This is a genomic window from Microbacterium sp. CFBP9034, assembly GCF_034045255.1.
Classification (GTDB): domain Bacteria; phylum Actinomycetota; class Actinomycetes; order Actinomycetales; family Microbacteriaceae; genus Microbacterium.
Map to the genome: position 1 here is coordinate 434,353 of NZ_JAXCWC010000002.1, position 16,582 is coordinate 450,934.

Consider the following 16,582-nt stretch of genomic DNA (forward strand, 5'->3'; position numbering starts at 1 on the left):
TACGTCGCGCCGGGGGCGGCGTCCTACCGTGGGCGCATGAGCGAAGCGACTCCCGACCCCATGACCGACGACGACAAGCGCCGCGACCAGCTGCTGAGAGCGGCCGAATCGACAGAGGCCGACGCCGCGCCGCGCATCGTGACCTCCCGTGAGGACGATGTCACCCGGATCGACATCGCCGACTCCGCCGCGGTGAGGCCCGGTCCCGGCCCGGGCGCGGAGGGCGAGGCTGACCCGTCTTGACCTTCCACGCGGGCCTATAGCGGACGGTCGCCCAGAAGAAAAGGGGCCCGACGGCGGAGCCGTCGAGGAGTAGGAAGGATCCCATGGACAGGATTCACTACGCGGGAGATTCGATCCTGACGGGCACTGCGATCGCTCACGCCCTCATCGACTACGCGCAAGCACTCGCGCAGGTGGGCGCATCTGCCACCGTGGACGTGCCGATCCGGAACGAGGACGGATCGATGGGGCGCTCGGAGATCCTGATCGGGCCGGCGAGTCAGCTGATCGCAAGCGAGGAGAAGTCCCGCTTCGACGAGGTGAGGGACGAGGTCCTGGTCAAGCGCATGAAGAATGAGGCGGAACAGCTCCGCCATCACGGCTCGCCGTCCCCCGCCGCGGAGACGACGCACCGGGAGGACATCGAGACCTGGACGGACTACGAGCTCTGAGCGCGTCTCGCGCACCGGGTGCGCATAGCACGCCGTGCCCGCGTGAGCCATCGATCCGGACGACGGACGTGCGCATGCCAGACTTGCGAGGACAGGAGGTGCTGCCGTGGGCAAGTTGATCTATGGGGCTCCGACATGGTCGATCGAGTTCGAAGACCGAGAGCTGGCGCATCTGAGACTCGTGATCATGACGAAGCTGCGTCGGGGGGAGTCCTTCTCCCTGTCGTGGAACTCCGATTCGAGCAGCGGTATGGGGCGCAACTCGATCTGGCTGCATCAGGCCATCCCGCTGCAGTTCGTCTTCTTCGGAGGGCGCGAACCGGCCCTCAATCGGCTGTGGGTCGAGGCGCTGATGGCGAAGGCCAACAGCACCACCGGGCTCGAGCTCGTACCGGAGCCGCAACATGACGCAGGGACCGACGCGCGTTGAGCAAGGGGCGCCCGGAGGCGCCAGGAAGAGCGAGGCTATGACTGTTGTGAACCGTCTCACCGTCGACGGGCGGGACTACTTCCTGCCCGATCCGGTCGACGACCTCCGGGGGAAGATCCTGGAGGCCATCCGCTCCGGCGGAGGCTACGTGAACATTCCGCCGCTGCGCTCAGGTCCCGGTATCGACATCCTGTTCTCGCCGGGGATGCCCGTCACGTGGACGCAGATCGACGTCGGCGGCGAGCCCGCGCAGGACGAGGACGAGGACGCCGGCTCGACTGACTTCCACGACCTCTGACAGCCGCGGCTAGCGAGCCAGGAGGGCGTCGAAGGACGCTCGCTCGAGCGGGCGGCCGAGCAGGAACCCCTGCGCGCGGTCGCAGAGCAGGTCTCGGGCGCGCCTCAGATGCGACGGGGTCTCGATCCCTTCCGCGACCACCGTCAGATCACGCGCACGCGCGCCTCGAAGCCGCTCGGCGAGTTCCCGCCACGTCGCATCGGTGCCGGACTGGACGATCGACTTGTCGAGCTTCACCTCGGTGACGGGGAGCTGTTCGAGATGTTCCGGCGAGGCGTGCCCGGCGCCGAAGTCGTCCAGCGCGACGCCGATCCCGAGCGCCCGGACTCTCCTCAGACGATCGGCGATGTCGGCGAAGTCGTCGAGCGGACGAGATTCGGTGAGTTCGACCGTCAGAGCTCCCGCGGGCAGCGAATGCGCTTCGATCCGCTCGCCGAGATGGTCCACGAGGTCTTCGGTCGACAGCTGCACGGGCGAGACATTCACCGAGACTCCGATCGGCAGCCCCAGTCGCCGCCAGGCGACGACCGCGCGCAAGCCCTGGTCCAGCATGAACCGTCCGATCGCCCCGATCGCCCCGGTCGCCTCGGCGAGGGGAATGAACGTGTCGGGCGGCACGATCCCGTGCTTCGGGTGCCTCCACCGACACAGCGCCTCTGCCGCGACGATCGATCCGTTCGCGAGGTCGAACTGGGGCTGGAACACCGCGAACAGCTCACCCCGGGCGGAGGCTTCCCCCAAGTCCGACACGAGTTCCGCGTTCGTCACCACACCTCCAGTCAGTCGCATGGACCCGTCTCGCGCAACCACCAGCGGCCCGGTCCGCGCTGGCGTATAGTATGCCGACCTCATTTCTGCGTACGCCTGCCTGCACCATCACCTACGATCTCAGTGAGCCCGCGCGTCGGTTGAACCCGACTTCCCCCCAGGAGTTTCGATGGCAGTCTCTCCAACGACGAATCCGCTGCACCGGAACAACGTCACGGTGACCGGCGACCCCGACGGTCCCGTCATGGTGTTCGCCCACGGATTCGGGTGCAGCAAGGCGTCGTGGGATCTCGTGGCGCCGCACTTCGAGCGGGACCATCGCGTCGTCCTCTTCGATCTCGTCGGAGCGGGCGAGTCAGATCCGGAGGCCTACGACCGGGGGAAGTACGACTCTCTCGACGGCTACGCCGATGACATCCTGGAGATGCTCGACGCCCTCGGCGCCGACGACGTCATCTTCGTCGGGCACTCCGTCAGCGCGATGATCGGCGTCCTGGCAGCCAACCGGGATCCCTCGCGATTCAGCCGGCTCATTCTGATCGGCCCCTCGCCGCGGTACATCAACGACGGGTCCTACCGCGGCGGGTTCGAGCCCGACGACATCGCCGCGCTGCTCGACACGCTGGACGCCAACTACCTCGGCTGGTCCGGGGCGATGGCCCCCGTGATCATGGGGAACGCGGATCGACCGGAGCTGGGCGACCGCCTGACGACGAGCTTCTGCAGCATCGACCCGGAGATCGCGCGCCACTTCGCCCACGTCACGTTCCTGTCCGACAACCGGCGGGATCTCGCCGCAGTGACGGTGCCGACGCTGGTGATGCAGAGCAGCGCCGATGCGATCGCCCCCACCGAGGTCGGGTACTTCGTGCACGCTGCGATCCCCGGCAGTCGCCTGATCATCCTCAACACCACCGGCCACGTCCCCATCCTGTCGGGGCCGGAAGAGGTCGTGTCCGAGATGCGCGCGTACCTCTCGTGAGCACGCCGACCGAACGGTGGTTCGAGGCCGCGCCGTGCGGCCTCATCTCGATGTCCCTCGACGGAGTGGTGCTGGAGGCGAACGAGACCTTCCTCACCTGGACCGGGTACGAGCTCGACACCATCGTCGGGCGGCCGTTCGTCTCGCTGCTGGACGCCGGCAGCGCCCTCTTCTACGACACCCGCCACCAGCAGACCATCCACCTCGAGGGCACCGTGACCGAGGTGGCGCTCACGGTGCTCGCCGCCGACGGCTCGACGCTGCCGATGCTCGTGAACTCATCGCTCGATCGCGACGCGGACCTGGTCCGGACCGCGCTCTTCAACGCTCGCGAACGTCTGCTGTACGAGTCGGAGCTGCTGAATGCCCGAAGGGCCGCGGAGTCCTCCGAGGCGAGAGTCAGAGTTCTGCAGGACGTCTCTTCGACCTTCGGAGTGAGCGCGAGCGACGAAGACGTCGCCTACTCGTTCGCCGAGGTGGCGCGGGAGGCCTTCGTCGCCAAGCACACCATGGTGATGCTGATCGGCGAAGGAGGTGAGCTCGTTCCGGTGGCTGGAACCAACCCGCTCGAGGGGCAGGTGGCGCCCGTGCTCTCCCTGCGCAACACCCCGAGGGTGACGGTGGTCGAGGAGTCGACCGCCCGGGAGGAGTACCCGGAACTCGCGGCCGCGATGCGCAAGAACCGACTCGCGTCGCTCAGCATCACGCCGCTCCTGGCCGACGGCGAGCGGCTCGGGATCCTCGTGTGCTTCTTCGGACGCCGCACCGAGTTCGACGACCACTTCTTCGACCTGCAGAAGGCGCTGGGACGGCAGGCATCGCAGACCCTCGTCCGCGTTCGCCTGCAGCGCCGGCTCGCCTACCTCGCACTCCATGACCAGCTCACCGGCGTCGCCAATCGGCAGCTGCTCGAGCAGAGCCTCGACGATGCCATCGCGCGAGCCGCCGCCACGGGAAAGCCGCTGGCCGTGCTGTTCCTCGACGTCGACGGGTTCAAGGAGATCAACGACCAGTTCGGCCACGCCACCGGCGACGCCGTGCTCGTGGAGCTCGCCACTCGCCTCAGCGGCGGCGTGCGCGCCGGCGATGTGGTCGGACGCATCGGCGGCGATGAGTTCGTCGCGATCTGCGCCGACGCCGACGTCACGGCCGCGGCGGCCATCGCGCAGCGCATCCTCACCATGACTCAGAGCCCGATCGCGGTGTCCGAGGGCGTCATCGCCGCGTCGGTCAGCGTCGGCGTGGCACTGTACCGGCCGGACGTCGATGAACCCCCGACCGGCGAGAACCTCCTGGTCCGCGCGGACGGCGCGATGTACGACTCCAAGGGCGCCGGCAAGAACCGGGTGACGATGGAGCCGACCGCGAGCGCGTAGGGGAAGCGGCGAGCCGGGGTGCCAGGCCTGCGGGATGCCGGCATCCGTCCGCGAGCAGCGGGGAGACGTGGGTCCGCGCCGAGCCCCCCGGCTAGCGCGGACCCACGCGGAGCACGATCGGGTCAACCTCCCCGCGATCGTGCGGAGGCCGGGCGAGCGGCTCGAACGCGTCCTCTACGCACCGCGGCACGTCGCCGTCCTGTCGGACGGCGCGGGCGGTGATGAGCCGGTCGGGTCCGGTCTCGTAGAAGTCGGCCGCCGTCCTTCCGAAAGGCGCAACGACCTTCCCGGCTTCCCCAGCCGGCGTGACGACGCACTGGCCATGCTCGAACATGGTCCCTCCTCCGCGCGCCAGAGTGCCTGGACGATCCGGACGGCGGAAACCCCTTGACATTCCCCGGTCCCTGATGGTTCGTGTCTCTCACACCGCCCGTCGCTGTTGCAGCAGGGGACAGTCGAACGGGTCGCGCTCCCCAAGCCCCACGCGGTTGATGTAGCGGACGACGATCCCGTAGGACTGCCACAGTCCGGTCTGGGTGTACGCGACGCCCTGCTGGCCGCAGTAGGCGCTGATCATGCCCGATGCCGCGCGAAGGTGCGGTCGCGGCATGGACGGGAAGAGGTGGTGCTCGATCTGGTAATTGAGGCCGCCCATGACGGTGTCGAGGAACCTGTTCCCGCGGATGTTGCGGCTCATCAGCACCTGTCGGCGAAGGAAGTCGACCTTGACGTCGGCGGGGACGAGCGGCATTCCCTTGTGGTTGGGCGCGAACGCCATGCCCATGTAGACCCCGAACAGCCCCAGCTGCACGCCGAGGAACGCGAACGCGATGCCGGGGGAGAGCACCAGGAACACCAGGGCGAGATACCCGATGATCCTGAGCATGATGAACGCGATCTCAACGGGACGGCGCCGGAGCGGCTCTCGCGAGAACACGCGCCGCACGCTCGACGCGTGCAGCGACAGCCCCTCCAGCAGCAGGATCGGGAAGAACAGGACGCCCTGGTGGGCCATCAACCAGCCCAGGGGCCCCCTTCTGGCTGCCCGGCGGCGGTCGGCCTGGTCCGGTGTGAAGGAGATGACGGGCAGGTCGATGTCGGGATCGGAGCCGATCTTGTTCGGGTTCGCGTGGTGTCGGGTGTGCTTGTGCTGCCACCACCCGTAGCTCATCCCGACCAGCAGGTTGCCGATCACCAGAGTGGTCCAGTCGTTCCATCGACCCGAGCGGAAGATCTGCCGATGCGCCGCATCATGGCCGAGCATGGCCACCTGCGTGAGCGCGATCGCCAGCGCCACCGCCGTGAGAAGCTGCCACCACGTGTCCCCGATCGCGACGAAGGCGACGACGAGCGCCGCCAGCGCGACCGGTGCGGCGATCAGCCTCGTCCAGTAGTAGCCGTACCTTCGGCGCATGAGTCCGCTGGCGGTGACCATCCGCGACAGTTCGGTGTAGTCGTTCGGACGGTGTTCGGGAGCAGACGCGACGTGCGGCGGGTGAGCACGCGCGGGCGTGGTGTCCATGTCGGAACCTGTCGGTCGGTGTGCGACGCGCGACCCGCGTCACGGGGACGACAGGGTCCAGGACATCCGATCTCCACGATACGCCGCCACCGCGCCCCGCGTCTCCCTCTGCACGAAGTGGGACCGAGCTGCGGGGGCAGTTCGCGGCACGTGCGGGAACCTGGGATGCGATTAGCGTTGAAGGGTCGGGAGGGTCCGCATCCCGACAGCCGGGGAGGGCACATGGGCGACACGGAGGTCGGTGAGACTGCGCCGCTGCTCGACGGTCGCTATCGGCTGGGCGAGTGCGTCGGCGAAGGCGGCATGGCCCGCGTCTACCGTGCGGAGGACGTCGTCCTCGGCCGGACGGTGGCCATCAAGCTCATTCGCCCGGGTGTCGACGGCGCCTCTTCGGAGCGTGCCCGCAGCGAGATGACGGTGCTCGCCTCGCTCAACCATCCGTCGCTGGTGACCCTCTTCGACGCCAGCCTCGTCCCCGGAAAGCCCGAGTATCTGGCCATGGAGTTCGTCGACGGGCCGACGCTCGGCGCTCGACTGGCTTCGGGCGCTCTGCCTCCCGCGATGGTGGCGCACCTCGCCGCCGAGCTCGCCGAGGCGCTGCATGTCGTGCACGCGGCGGGCATCGTGCATCGCGACATCAAACCCTCCAACGTCCTGCTGAGCCCGGCGCAGCTCCCGGGCGCTCGCCCGCGGGCAAAGCTCGCGGACTTCGGGATCGCGTATCTGCTCGATGCCTCCAGGCTGACCTCCCCGGGAATGGTGATCGGCACCGTCGCCTACCTGGCGCCGGAGCAGATCCGCGGCGGTGAGCCGGCGCCGGCGTCCGACATCTACGCCCTGGGCCTCGTGCTGCTGGAGGCGCTCACCGGTGAGCGAGAGCACCCGCACGGCGGTGGCATGGCAGCCGCGCTCGCCCGTCTCGAGAACCCGCCGACCGTTCCCGTGTCGCTGGGCGGGCGATGGGGGGATCTGCTGACACGCATGCTGCAGTCCGATCCGGCGGCGCGGCCGACTGCGCTCGATGTCGCGACGGCCGCAGCCGGGCTCGCCGAGCAGGGCTCGAGCGACGCAGTGCCGGCGACCGAGACGGCGGCAACGGTTCCCCTCACGGCCGCAACGCTCATCGCTCCGGCGGCCGGCCTCGCTGCGACCCCGGCAGTGGCATCCGCAGATCCACGGCCGCCGTCGCTCCCGTCGACCTTGCCCGATCAGCCTGCTCGCCGCCGCCGCCGGCGCCTCATCACCACGGTCGTCGGCGCTCTCGCAGCCGTCGCCGTGGCGCTCGCGGCCGTGATCGGGTTCTCGGCCCTCGGCGGACCCGGCCAGACGCCCGACCCGGCGCTCACCGTCCCCGCCGACACCGACCCTTCCGAAGCCCCGGCCGAGGACGACGGCACCGGCAACGAGGTCGTCGTCGAGGATCCCGGCATGACCGAGGAAGAGCGCAAGGCCGCCGACGAAGCCCAGAAGAAAGCCGAGCGAGAGCAGAAGAAGCTCGAAGAGGAGCAGCGCAAGCAAGCGGAGGAAGAACAGAAGAAGCTCGAAGACGAGCAGAAGAGGCTCGACAATGAGGAGAGGAAGGGCGAGGAGGACGACGGCTGACTCGAACGTCAGCGAGCGCGAGTCCCCGGCCCAGGTCGCTCGTGCTCGGCGGATGGTGTCGGCGGCTCTTGCGGAGCGCGGCCGGGCGACTCCCAGTAGTGATCGCCGCGGATGGCGTGAGCGCGGACCGCGCGAGCGGTGTCCGCACCGGCGACGGCGATGACGAAGAGTGCGATGACCGCGGCCGGCATGCTGGCGGCACCGATCCAGCCCGCCAACGGGTAGGTCACGAGGAAGCAGGCGTGGGAGAAGGCGAACTGGGCGGTGTAGACGAGGTTGCGGTTCGCGGGAGTCGAGGCATCCGCCAGCAGCCGCGACGACGGCGTGTTGATCAGTGACGTGCCGGCGCCCAGGAGCACCCAGGTTGCCAGCAGCGCCCACCATCCTGTTGCCGCGGCGACGGCGAGGACGGTGACCGCGATCGCGGCCGCGAGTCCCACCAGCACGATGACGACGCCGGTGAGCATGGTGCGGGTCACACCGATGCGGTCCACGATCCATGGAATGTTCACGGCCACGAGCAGCGAGCCGACGCCGTACGCGCCGAGCGTGATCGCCAGAGCGGCATCGCCGAGCCCGAACACGCTCTTCGCGTAGACGACCGAGTTCACCAGCACCAGGGCGGTGCCCGCAGCGACGACCACGTTTGTCGCGAGCAGAAAGCGCAGGCCGGGAGTGCGGGCGAACACCTTCGCGCCGGTCGGCAGCCGCTCCCAGAACGTCGAGGCAGCCCCGTCGCCGAGGTGAGCGGGGATGGCGGCGAAGAGAACGAGCACAGCGGATGCCGCGAACCCGATCGCCGTCCCGACGAACAGGTTGTCGTAGCTGACGACGGTGAGCAGCAGGGCAGCGATGGCCGGGCTCAACAGGGCTTCGAGGTCGTAGGCCGCCCGAGACAGCGCGAGCGCCCGGGTGTAGTCCTTCGCCTCGGGCAGCACCGTCGGGATCAGCGACTGGAACGCGGGCGTGAACGTCGCGGACGCCGACTGCAGCACGAACACCAGCACATAGATCTGCCATGCCTCGCTCACGAACGGCAGCAACAGCGCGATCGCGAGCCGGACCACGTCCGCACCGACGAGGACGACCTTCTTCGGCAGCCGATCCACGATCGCGGCGACCAGCGGAGCGACCCCGACGTACGCCACCATCTTGATCGTCAGGGCTGTTCCGAGAACGGATCCGGCGGCGTCGCCGGCGAGTTCGAAGGCGAGCAGTCCCAGCGCGACCGTGAGCAGGCCCGTGCCCAGCAGCGCGATGACCTGTGCGCTGAACAGCGCGCGGTAGGTGGGATTGCGCAGCACGCCGATCATGCGTGATGACTCGGTTCCGCTTCGACGGTGTGCTCGGCCTGGAAGATCGCCTCCGTCACGAGCCGGACAGCGTGCTCATCGGTCAGGCGATAGAACATCCGATTGCCGTCCTGACGCACGCGGACGACCTTCGCCCAGCGCAGCTTCGCGAGATGCTGCGAGACCGCTGCCGGGGTGCGGTCGACGATGTCAGCCAGGTGGTTGACCGACAGCTCGCCCTCTCGCAGCGCCAGAACGATCCGGATACGGGTGGCATCCGCGAGGAGCCGGAACACCTCCACCGCGATCTCGACGAACTCGCTCTGCGGCTGCACATGCTCGGACTTAGTATCTGCGTGCATACGTAGATACTAAGTGAAGCGGCCAACTCCCAGGTTGCGGTCCGCCGCGAGGCGACAAGGCGGCCGTTAACCCGTCCGCGCTAAAGTGCGGCTATGGCCAAGACGACGAAAGCCCAGCGCCAGGCGCTGGACGCGATGGAAGAGGCCGCGGCGGCGGCGAAGCAGGCGAAGAAGGCGGCCAAGGCATTGCCCGCCAAGACCGCCAAGAAGCTGCGCGAGCTCTCGGACGACGCCAAGGACGCCGCGGATGCCTCGAAGAAGGCGCTCCGCAAGAGCCCGGGCAAAGTTGCCAGGCGCGCCACCCGAGCGGCCGACAAGCTCGTCAAGGCAACGAAAGACGCTGTCGCCAAGGCGGAGAAGAAGGCCCGCCTGCGGGCCGAGGCCGAGCGCGCCGCGGCCGAAGCCGACCGGGTGAAGGCAGAGGCAGAGGAGCGCGTCGCACAAGCGAAAGCGGCCAAGAAGCAGGCGGCGAGAGCGTCGAAGGCCGCGGAGCGCGCGGACCGCGAGGCCGCAGCGGCGCAGCTGGTCCTCGAGAGCGAGCTGGCTGGTCCTGCGGAGGCGGACGCCGCCAGGCCGGACACCGCCGAGCCGGACACCGCCGAGCCGGCCGCCGCTGAGCCGGTCTCCGCTGAGCCGAGCGCAGGATCCGGCACGGCGGCGGCTACCGCGTCGGCCGATTCGACGGCACCCGCTACCGCAAGGCCGCGCAGGGCAACCCCGAGCAAGGCAACTTCGAGCAAGGCAGCCACTGGCAAGGCAACCCCCAGGAAGGCTGCCCCGCGGAAGGCGCCCGCACGGCCCGCTTCCGCCGGGATCGCGCCCGCCGCGTCGTCCGACGCCAAGAGTGCACCCGCTGCGTCCCGTACGCGGACGGCGCGCGTCGCTGCGGCCACCAGCGGGGACAGCGCATCCGACCTTTCGTCGCTCACGGTCACCGCGCTGCGGGACCGCGCCCGGGCGTCCGGCAAGACGGGATACTCGCGTCTGAGCAAGGCGCAGCTCGTCGCGCTCCTGTCCTGAGGTGCAGTCGGTGGGGGCGCCGCCAGGGCAGCTCGAACTCGACAGGTCAGGGGCCGCGACTCGCAGCCGAACCCTTCTCGACATCCTGCGCGAGACGACGGCACGGCATCCCGAAGCATCCGCGCTCGATGACGGCTCCGGTTCGCTGAGCTACCGGGACCTCCTGGCCCGTGTCGGACGGACAGCGGCGCGGCTGAATGCTGCGGGGGTGCGCCGCGGCGACCGCGTGGGCGTGCGGGTTCCATCGGGATCGAAGGAGCTCTACATCGCGATCCTCGGCGTGCTCGCGGCTGGAGCCGCGTACGTGCCGGTCGACGTGGACGACCCCGATGAACGCGCCCGACTGGTCTTCGGAGAGGCTCGGGTGCGAGGGGTCATCACCGACGACGGCTATACGTCGATGGACGACCAGGAGGATGCACCGGCCGAGGTCGCGGCATCCGCTCCACTGTTCTCGGGAGAGGCCCCGCACCCGAGCACCGCGGCCCTCGTGACGGTGCCACCGCCCGCGGTGGAGGACGACGCATGGATCATCTTCACGTCTGGGTCGACGGGCGTGCCCAAGGGTGTCGCCGTCTCACATCGTTCCGCCGCCGCCTTCGTCGATGCCGAGGCGAACCTGTTCCTGCAAGACGCCCCGCTCGGCCCGCAAGATCGCGTTCTGGCGGGCCTCTCCGTGGCGTTCGATGCATCCTGCGAGGAGATGTGGCTCGCCTGGCGTCACGGCGCGTGTCTGGTGCCGGCGCCGCGTGCGCTCGTCCGCTCGGGGGAGGACCTCGCTCCCTGGCTGATCCGCCAGGGGATCACCGTCGTCTCGACCGTGCCCACCCTCGCGGCGATGTGGCCCGAGGACTCGATCGAGAATGTGCGGCTGCTGATCTTCGGCGGCGAGGCATGCCCGCCCGAGCTCGCCGCCCGACTGGCCGCCGAGGGCCGGGAGGTCTGGAACACGTACGGGCCGACCGAGGCCACCGTCGTCGCCTGCGCCGCGCCGCTGGGCGCCGGTCCGGTGCGCATCGGACTGCCCCTCGACGGGTGGGTGCTCGCCGTCGTCGATGCCGCCGGGCACCGTGTCGCCGAGGGGGAGACCGGCGAGCTGATCATCGGCGGCGTCGGTCTCGCCCGCTATCTGGATTCCGTGAAGGATGCCGAGAAGTACGCGCCGATGCCGACTCTCGGCTGGGACCGCGCCTACCGTTCCGGCGACCTCGTGAGGTACGAGCCCGAAGGCCTGATCTTCATGGGCCGGGCGGACGACCAGGTGAAGGTGGGAGGGCGGCGCATCGAGCTCGGCGAGGTCGAGACCGCGCTGCAGGATCTTCCGGGCGTGACCGCCGCGGCGGCGGCGGTGCGCTCGACCGACGCCGGTGTGCCGGTGCTCGTGGGCTACCTCGTCGCCGACGACGGACCCGACTTCGACCGGGCGCATGCCCGCGCCCTCCTCGCCGAGCGGCTGCCGGCTGCGATCGTGCCGCTGCTCGCGGTCGTCGACGAGCTCCCCGTCCGGACGTCGGGCAAGGTGGATCGCGCCGCGCTCCCGTGGCCGCTTCCCGGCGTCGAGACGCCGCTCGCGGGACTGTCGCCCGCAGAGGCGTGGCTGGCAGAGCAATGGCAGGCGGTGCTCGGGATGCCGGTGCCCGGCCGATCCGCCGACTTCTTCGATCTCGGCGGCGGGTCCCTCGCCGCTGCCCAGCTCGTGTCGCGCATCCGCCGGCGGGTGCCGGAGTTCTCTGTCGCCGATATCTACGACGTGCCCCGTCTGAGCGCGATGGCAGCAGCGCTCGGGCCGCTCGAGGACGACGGGCCGGCCTCCTTCCACAAGCCGGTCCCCACGCCGCGGACGACGCAGTGGGTGCAGACCCTGCTCGGCGGGCCGCTGTTCATCATCACCGGAATCCGCTGGCTGCTGTATCTGCTCACCGCCAGCGCATTGCTGCAGCTCGTTCCGGGATTCGAGGCCCTGCCCCGCATCCCGTGGTGGGCGCTGCTGATCGGGCTGGCCGTGTTCGCCACGCCGTTCGGGCGGATGGCGATCGCCGTCGTCGCCGCTCGCCTCCTGCTGGCCGGCCTGCGGCCGGGCGACTATCCGCGGGGCGGGAGCGTTCACCTGCGCCTGTGGCTCGCCGAGCAGATCGCCGACCAGATCGACGCGGTCGGGCTCGCGGGCGCGCCGTGGGTGACGTACTACGGGCGTGCCCTGGGCGCCAAGATCGGTCGCGGTGTCGACATGCACACGCTGCCGCCGATCACGGGGATGCTCGAGGTCGGCGACGGCGCCGCGGTCGAGCCGGAGGTCGATCTGACCGGCACGTGGATCGACGGTGATGTGCTCCGCATCGGCGAAGTCCGCATCGGCGCCGACGCGACGATCGGCGCCCGCAGCACCCTGGCTCCCGGAACCCGCGTCGGGCAGCGGGCCGACATCGCGCCGGGTTCGGCGGTGTTCGGTCGCGTGCGTGCCGACCAGTCCTGGGCGGGATCGCCGGCCGAACGGGTGGGCGGAGTCGAGTCCGGGTGGCCGACCGAGCGGGCCCCCGCGCCGACCCGATGGCTCTGGGCGTACGCGGCCTCTTCCGTGGCGCTCGCGCTGCTGCCGATCGTCGCGTTCGCGGCCGGCGGGCTGGTGATCGCGCAGGGCATTCGGGATGCCGCGAACCTCGGCGTCGCGTTCGTCGCGGCGCTCGCGTGGCTCGTGCCGGCGGTGATCGTCGTGGGCATCGTGTTCGGAGTGTCCGTCGTGGTCGCGGTGCGGCTGCTGTCCATCGGGCTCCGCGAGGGCACGCACCCCGTGCGCAGCCGGATCGGCTGGCAGGCGTGGAGCGTCGAGCGGCTGCTGGACTCGTCGCGCACCGTGCTGTTCCCGCTGTACTCGAGCCTCTTCACGCCCGTGTGGCTCCGTTTGCTCGGCGCCCGGGTCGGTCGCGATGTCGAGGCATCCACCGTTCTGCTCATTCCCTCCATGACGCGTATCGACGACGGAGCGTTCCTCGCCGACGACACGATGGTCGGCTCGTACGAGCTTCGCGGCGGATGGCTGCGGCTCGGACCTGTGCGCATCGGCAAGCGGGCGTTCCTCGGCAACTCCGGGATGGCTGCTCCGGGACACCGCGTGCCCCGCGACGGGCTGGTCGCCGTGCTCTCGGCCGCGCCGCTGAAAGCCAAGCCGGGCTCGTCCTGGCTCGGCTCCCCGGCGGTGCGCCTGCGCCGCCTGTCGGCCGAGGGCGACGAGAGCCGCACCTACCGGCCGACGGTCGGACTTCGGCTTGCCCGCACACTGTGGGAGATCGGCCGCTTCGTGCCGGTCGTGGTGACCTGCGCCATCGGGCTCTCTGTGCTGTTCGTGCTCGCGGCCCTGTGGGTGTCGCTCGGCCCGGTCTGGACGCTTCTCGTCTCCGGCCTCGTCATGCTCGCGGCCGGCGCGGTCGCCGCCGGGGTGTCGACCGCCGCGAAGTGGCTGATCGTCGGCCCCATCCGAGCCGGTGAGCAGCCGCTGTGGTCGAGCTTCGTCTGGCGCACCGAGGTCTCGGACACGTTCACCGAGATGGTCGCCGCCCCGTGGTTCGCCCGTGCGGCGGCCGGAACGCCCGCGCTCGCCGTCTGGCTGCGCTCGCTGGGAGCGACCATCGGCCGCGGCGTGTGGTGCGAGAGCTATTGGCTTCCCGAGCCGGACCTCGTCACCCTCGGCGACGCCTCGGCTGTGAACCGTGGCTGCGTTGTGCAGACCCACCTGTTCCATGATCGAATCATGAGCATGGACTCAGTCGAACTGGAGGCCGGAGCGACGCTCGGTCCGCACAGCGTGATCTTGCCCGGGGCGACGATCGGGGCGCACGCAACGGTCGGACCCGCATCACTCGTGATGCGCGGCGAGACCGTGCCCGTCGGCTCTCGATGGAGCGGGAACCCGATCGGGCCCTGGCGCGCGGTCAAGGTGCGCGCGTACCAGTCGACATCGTGAGCGACCACGACGCATACACACCGCAGAGCGGCGATCCGCGGTACGACGTGGAGTCGTACGAGCTCGACCTCACCTACCGCGTGAGGACCAACCGGCTCGACGGAGTCGCGGTCATCAACGCCGTGGCCTCCGTCGCCATCTCGTCGATCGCGCTCGACCTCATCGGGCTGCGTGCGATCCGGGTGAGGGTCGACGGCGACCGTCGCACCCGCTACGTCCAGGGCTCTCGCAAGGTGCGGGTCACGCTCCCGCGGCGGATGGAGCCGGGCGAGCGATTCTCGATCGAGCTGAGCTACGCCGGCGCTCCCGGCCCGCGCCGCACGCGGTGGGGCACGATCGGCTTCGAGGAGCTCGAGGACGGAGCGCTCGTCGCCGCCCAGCCCGTGGGAGCGCCGACGTGGTTCCCGTGCAACGACCGCCCGGATGACCGTGCCGGCTACACCATCACCGTTGCGACCGACGCCGGCTACTCCGCCGTCGCCACCGGGGCCCTCGTCGCCACCGGACGGCGCGGCCAGTTCGAGACGCGCACCTACCGGTCGGCGGTGCCCACGGCGACCTACCTCACCGCCCTTCACATCGGCCGCTACGAGACTCGGGCGCTGCCGATCACGGTCGGTCGCGGCGTGCCGGTGACAGTGGTGCATCCGCCCGGGCTCCGCGGTGAGGTCGACTACGCCTTCACGCCCGTCTCCCAGATGCTCGCCCTCTTCGAGGCGGAGTTCGGGGTATATCCCCAAGACGCCTGCACGCTCGTGGTCACGCCCGACCAGCTGGAGATCCCGCTCGAGGCTCAGGGGATGGCGGTATTCGGCTCGAACCACCTCGACATCGCCTCCGAGCGCCTGATCGCGCACGAACTCGCGCACCAGTGGTTCGGCAACAGCGTCGGCGTGGCCCGATGGAGCGACATCTGGCTCAACGAGGGATTCGCGTGCTACGCGGAGTGGATGTGGTCAGAGGCATCCGGCCGCCAGACGGTGCAGGAGAAGGCTGCGCGGCATCATGCCCGGCTCGCCGGCCTGCCCCAGGATCTCGTGCTCGCCGACCCCGGCCCTGGGCTCATGTTCGACGATCGCGTGTACAAACGCGGTGCGCTCACCCTGTACGCGTTGCGTCGTGCCGCGGGCGACACCCGGTTCTCGGAGCTGCTGCACGCATGGGTGAGCTCGCGAGCGGGCGAGTCTGTCACGACCGCAGACTTCCGCGCGCTTGCGGTGCGGGTGATCGGTGCGGGCGCGGAGGATCTTCTCACGGCTTGGCTGGATCGCCCGGGGCTCCCGCCTCTGCCCCGCTGATGGCGGCGCTGACCACGACTCCCGGAACGCGGTCGAGATCCCATCCCGCCACGGGCGCACCGCCGGGAACGACGGCACGCCACTCGGTGCGCGTCACAGCGTCCACCGCAACCACGCCGGGGTCCACTCTGAGCCCGCGCCCGTCGGCTTTGAGCGCGGCCTCCGCGCGCACCCAGTCCCGCAGGTGAACGTTCATCCGGGCGCCGAGGACGCCATCCAGGCCGGCGACGTCTCGCACGGGGTCGGTCTCGAGCTCGGCGTCGATCGCGAACGTGCCCGGTCCCGCGTCGGCGACGGCGGCAACGGCGATCCCGCCGGCATAGGCGACGGCGGGCCGGGCCGCGGCATCCGTCGTCCGAACCGGGCCATGCGGCCGACCGCACCGTGGGCACGGATTCGAGAGCTCGGCACCGGGGGCCAGCATCCCGAGCAGCAGCTCCCACGCCACGACGCGTCGTGCGACGCCATCCGCCACGACGCTCCAGCGCAGTCGGACGCGCGTGGGCGGGACGGTGGTCAGCTCGAATTCGAGGGAGCCGGCGCGCTCGACCGCTTGCAGCGCGATGATGTCATCTCTCACGAAGTCCTCACCGTCCATCGCCTCTGTTGCCTGCCAGCCTCGGATTCCCAGCGTCCCACGGCACGATCCTCGTCGAACTCGATCAGACCAGCCCCAACGAGACCGCTGCGACCGATACGATGCGCTCATCCCGCGACACAGGAGGACCCGTGGCAGACAAAGGCATCGACGAGGACATCGCCTTCGGCGAGATCGTTGAGCGGATGACGCAGAAGTATCCCGACTTTCCGCCCGCCCGCATCGCCGAGATCGTGGCACAGGTGCGAACCGAGATGACGTCGGCCAAGGTGCGCGACTTCGTTCCGGTCCTGGCCGAGCGCGAGGTCAAGACGCGGATCAAGCAGGAGCGCAAGCAGGACGTCTGACCCGCAGCGCCGCCGGCGACAGACGCCTCGCTGCTCGCAGGCTGGCTAGGCTCGG

At 70.0% G+C, this 16,582-nt stretch carries 16 protein-coding genes; 11 read left to right on the forward strand and 5 right to left on the reverse strand.

Going from position 1 to position 16,582, the window contains the following annotated elements:
* Window positions 1-36 precede the first annotated feature (36 nt).
* The 4 genes from SOM19_RS13265 (at window position 37) to SOM19_RS13280 (ending at window position 1,402) form a co-directional block, all read left to right on the forward strand.
* Entirely contained in the window at window positions 37-243 is a 207-nt protein-coding gene (locus tag SOM19_RS13265) for a multidrug transporter (protein ID WP_320487069.1), read from the forward strand.
* 83 nt (window positions 244-326) lie between these two features.
* Window positions 327-674 carry a hypothetical protein gene (locus tag SOM19_RS13270; RefSeq protein WP_320487070.1) on the forward strand — a complete coding sequence of 116 codons (348 nt, stop codon included), beginning with the start codon at window positions 327-329 and terminating at the stop codon, window positions 672-674.
* A gap of 106 nt (window positions 675-780) precedes the next feature.
* Entirely contained in the window at window positions 781-1,104 is a 324-nt protein-coding gene (locus SOM19_RS13275; RefSeq protein WP_491715924.1) for a DUF7882 family protein, read from the forward strand.
* A 37-nt stretch (window positions 1,105-1,141) separates the two neighbouring features.
* The gene (locus SOM19_RS13280; protein WP_320487072.1) at window positions 1,142-1,402 is read left to right on the forward strand and encodes a hypothetical protein; all 261 of its coding nucleotides are present in this window, start codon (window positions 1,142-1,144) and stop codon (window positions 1,400-1,402) included.
* 9 nt (window positions 1,403-1,411) lie between these two features.
* Here the strand turns inward: SOM19_RS13280 and SOM19_RS13285 are convergent, their stop codons facing one another.
* Window positions 1,412-2,191, reverse strand: coding sequence for an EAL domain-containing protein (locus tag SOM19_RS13285; RefSeq protein ID WP_320487073.1), 780 nt, complete (start codon window positions 2,189-2,191; stop codon window positions 1,412-1,414).
* 148 nt (window positions 2,192-2,339) lie between these two features.
* On the opposite strand from SOM19_RS13285, the gene SOM19_RS13290 reads away from it, so the two are divergent.
* Both SOM19_RS13290 and SOM19_RS13295 read left to right on the forward strand, forming a co-directional pair.
* A complete protein-coding gene (locus SOM19_RS13290; protein WP_320487074.1) occupies window positions 2,340-3,152 on the forward strand; it encodes an alpha/beta fold hydrolase in 813 nt (270 codons plus the stop codon).
* Entirely contained in the window at window positions 3,149-4,528 is a 1,380-nt protein-coding gene (locus SOM19_RS13295) for a sensor domain-containing protein (RefSeq protein ID WP_320487075.1), read from the forward strand. The genes SOM19_RS13290 and SOM19_RS13295 overlap by 4 nt, the downstream gene beginning before the upstream one ends.
* Before the next feature lie 421 nt (window positions 4,529-4,949).
* Here the strand turns inward: SOM19_RS13295 and SOM19_RS13300 are convergent, their stop codons facing one another.
* Complete coding sequence (locus SOM19_RS13300) at window positions 4,950-6,050, reverse strand: fatty acid desaturase family protein (protein ID WP_320487076.1); 1,101 nt, start codon at window positions 6,048-6,050, stop codon at window positions 4,950-4,952.
* Window positions 6,051-6,272: 222 nt separating this feature from the next.
* On the opposite strand from SOM19_RS13300, the gene SOM19_RS13305 reads away from it, so the two are divergent.
* Window positions 6,273-7,652: a serine/threonine-protein kinase gene (locus SOM19_RS13305; protein WP_320487077.1), complete on the forward strand. Its 1,380-nt coding sequence runs from the start codon at window positions 6,273-6,275 to the stop codon at window positions 7,650-7,652.
* An 8-nt stretch (window positions 7,653-7,660) separates the two neighbouring features.
* On the opposite strand, the gene SOM19_RS13310 is transcribed toward SOM19_RS13305, so the two are convergent.
* Complete coding sequence (locus SOM19_RS13310) at window positions 7,661-8,965, reverse strand: MFS transporter (protein ID WP_320487078.1); 1,305 nt, start codon at window positions 8,963-8,965, stop codon at window positions 7,661-7,663.
* A complete protein-coding gene (locus SOM19_RS13315; protein ID WP_320487079.1) occupies window positions 8,962-9,306 on the reverse strand; it encodes an ArsR/SmtB family transcription factor in 345 nt (114 codons plus the stop codon). Before SOM19_RS13315 ends, SOM19_RS13310 begins: the two co-directional genes overlap by 4 nt.
* A gap of 93 nt (window positions 9,307-9,399) precedes the next feature.
* Here SOM19_RS13315 and SOM19_RS13320 point away from each other — a divergent pair, with 93 nt between their 5' ends.
* The 3 genes from SOM19_RS13320 to SOM19_RS13330 are packed head-to-tail and all read left to right on the forward strand — an operon-like array spanning window position 9,400 to window position 15,582.
* Window positions 9,400-10,326, forward strand: a complete 927-nt coding sequence (locus SOM19_RS13320; protein WP_320487080.1) for a hypothetical protein — start codon at window positions 9,400-9,402, stop codon at window positions 10,324-10,326.
* A gap of 10 nt (window positions 10,327-10,336) precedes the next feature.
* On the forward strand, window positions 10,337-14,284 hold the full coding sequence (locus SOM19_RS13325) for a Pls/PosA family non-ribosomal peptide synthetase (RefSeq protein WP_320487081.1): 3,948 nt from the start codon (window positions 10,337-10,339) through the stop codon (window positions 14,282-14,284).
* Window positions 14,281-15,582, forward strand: coding sequence for a M1 family metallopeptidase (locus SOM19_RS13330; RefSeq protein WP_320487082.1), 1,302 nt, complete (start codon window positions 14,281-14,283; stop codon window positions 15,580-15,582). Before SOM19_RS13325 ends, SOM19_RS13330 begins: the two co-directional genes overlap by 4 nt.
* Here SOM19_RS13330 and SOM19_RS13335 read toward each other — a convergent pair.
* Window positions 15,536-16,162 carry a chemotaxis protein CheY gene (locus SOM19_RS13335; RefSeq protein WP_320487083.1) on the reverse strand — a complete coding sequence of 209 codons (627 nt, stop codon included), beginning with the start codon at window positions 16,160-16,162 and terminating at the stop codon, window positions 15,536-15,538. The genes SOM19_RS13330 and SOM19_RS13335 overlap by 47 nt on opposite strands.
* 149 nt (window positions 16,163-16,311) lie before the next feature.
* On the opposite strand from SOM19_RS13335, the gene SOM19_RS13340 reads away from it, so the two are divergent.
* A complete protein-coding gene (locus tag SOM19_RS13340; RefSeq protein ID WP_320487084.1) occupies window positions 16,312-16,527 on the forward strand; it encodes a three-helix bundle dimerization domain-containing protein in 216 nt (71 codons plus the stop codon).
* Window positions 16,528-16,582 lie beyond the last annotated feature (55 nt).

Excerpts from the sequence above, each read along its gene's own strand:
- SOM19_RS13290 (WP_320487074.1), top strand. The coding sequence starts at position 2,340 with ATGGCAGTCTCTCCAACGACGAATCCGCTGCACCGGAACAACGTCACG.
- SOM19_RS13280 (WP_320487072.1), top strand. The coding sequence starts at position 1,142 with ATGACTGTTGTGAACCGTCTCACCGTCGACGGGCGGGACTACTTCCTG.
- SOM19_RS13285 (WP_320487073.1), bottom strand. The coding sequence starts at position 2,191 with ATGCGACTGACTGGAGGTGTGGTGACGAACGCGGAACTCGTGTCGGAC.
- SOM19_RS13310 (WP_320487078.1), bottom strand. The coding sequence starts at position 8,965 with ATGATCGGCGTGCTGCGCAATCCCACCTACCGCGCGCTGTTCAGCGCA.
- SOM19_RS13265 (WP_320487069.1), top strand. The coding sequence starts at position 37 with ATGAGCGAAGCGACTCCCGACCCCATGACCGACGACGACAAGCGCCGC.
- SOM19_RS13320 (WP_320487080.1), top strand. The coding sequence starts at position 9,400 with ATGGCCAAGACGACGAAAGCCCAGCGCCAGGCGCTGGACGCGATGGAA.
- SOM19_RS13270 (WP_320487070.1), top strand. The coding sequence starts at position 327 with ATGGACAGGATTCACTACGCGGGAGATTCGATCCTGACGGGCACTGCG.
- SOM19_RS13315 (WP_320487079.1), bottom strand. The coding sequence starts at position 9,306 with ATGCACGCAGATACTAAGTCCGAGCATGTGCAGCCGCAGAGCGAGTTC.
- SOM19_RS13305 (WP_320487077.1), top strand. The coding sequence starts at position 6,273 with ATGGGCGACACGGAGGTCGGTGAGACTGCGCCGCTGCTCGACGGTCGC.
- SOM19_RS13300 (WP_320487076.1), bottom strand. The coding sequence starts at position 6,050 with ATGGACACCACGCCCGCGCGTGCTCACCCGCCGCACGTCGCGTCTGCT.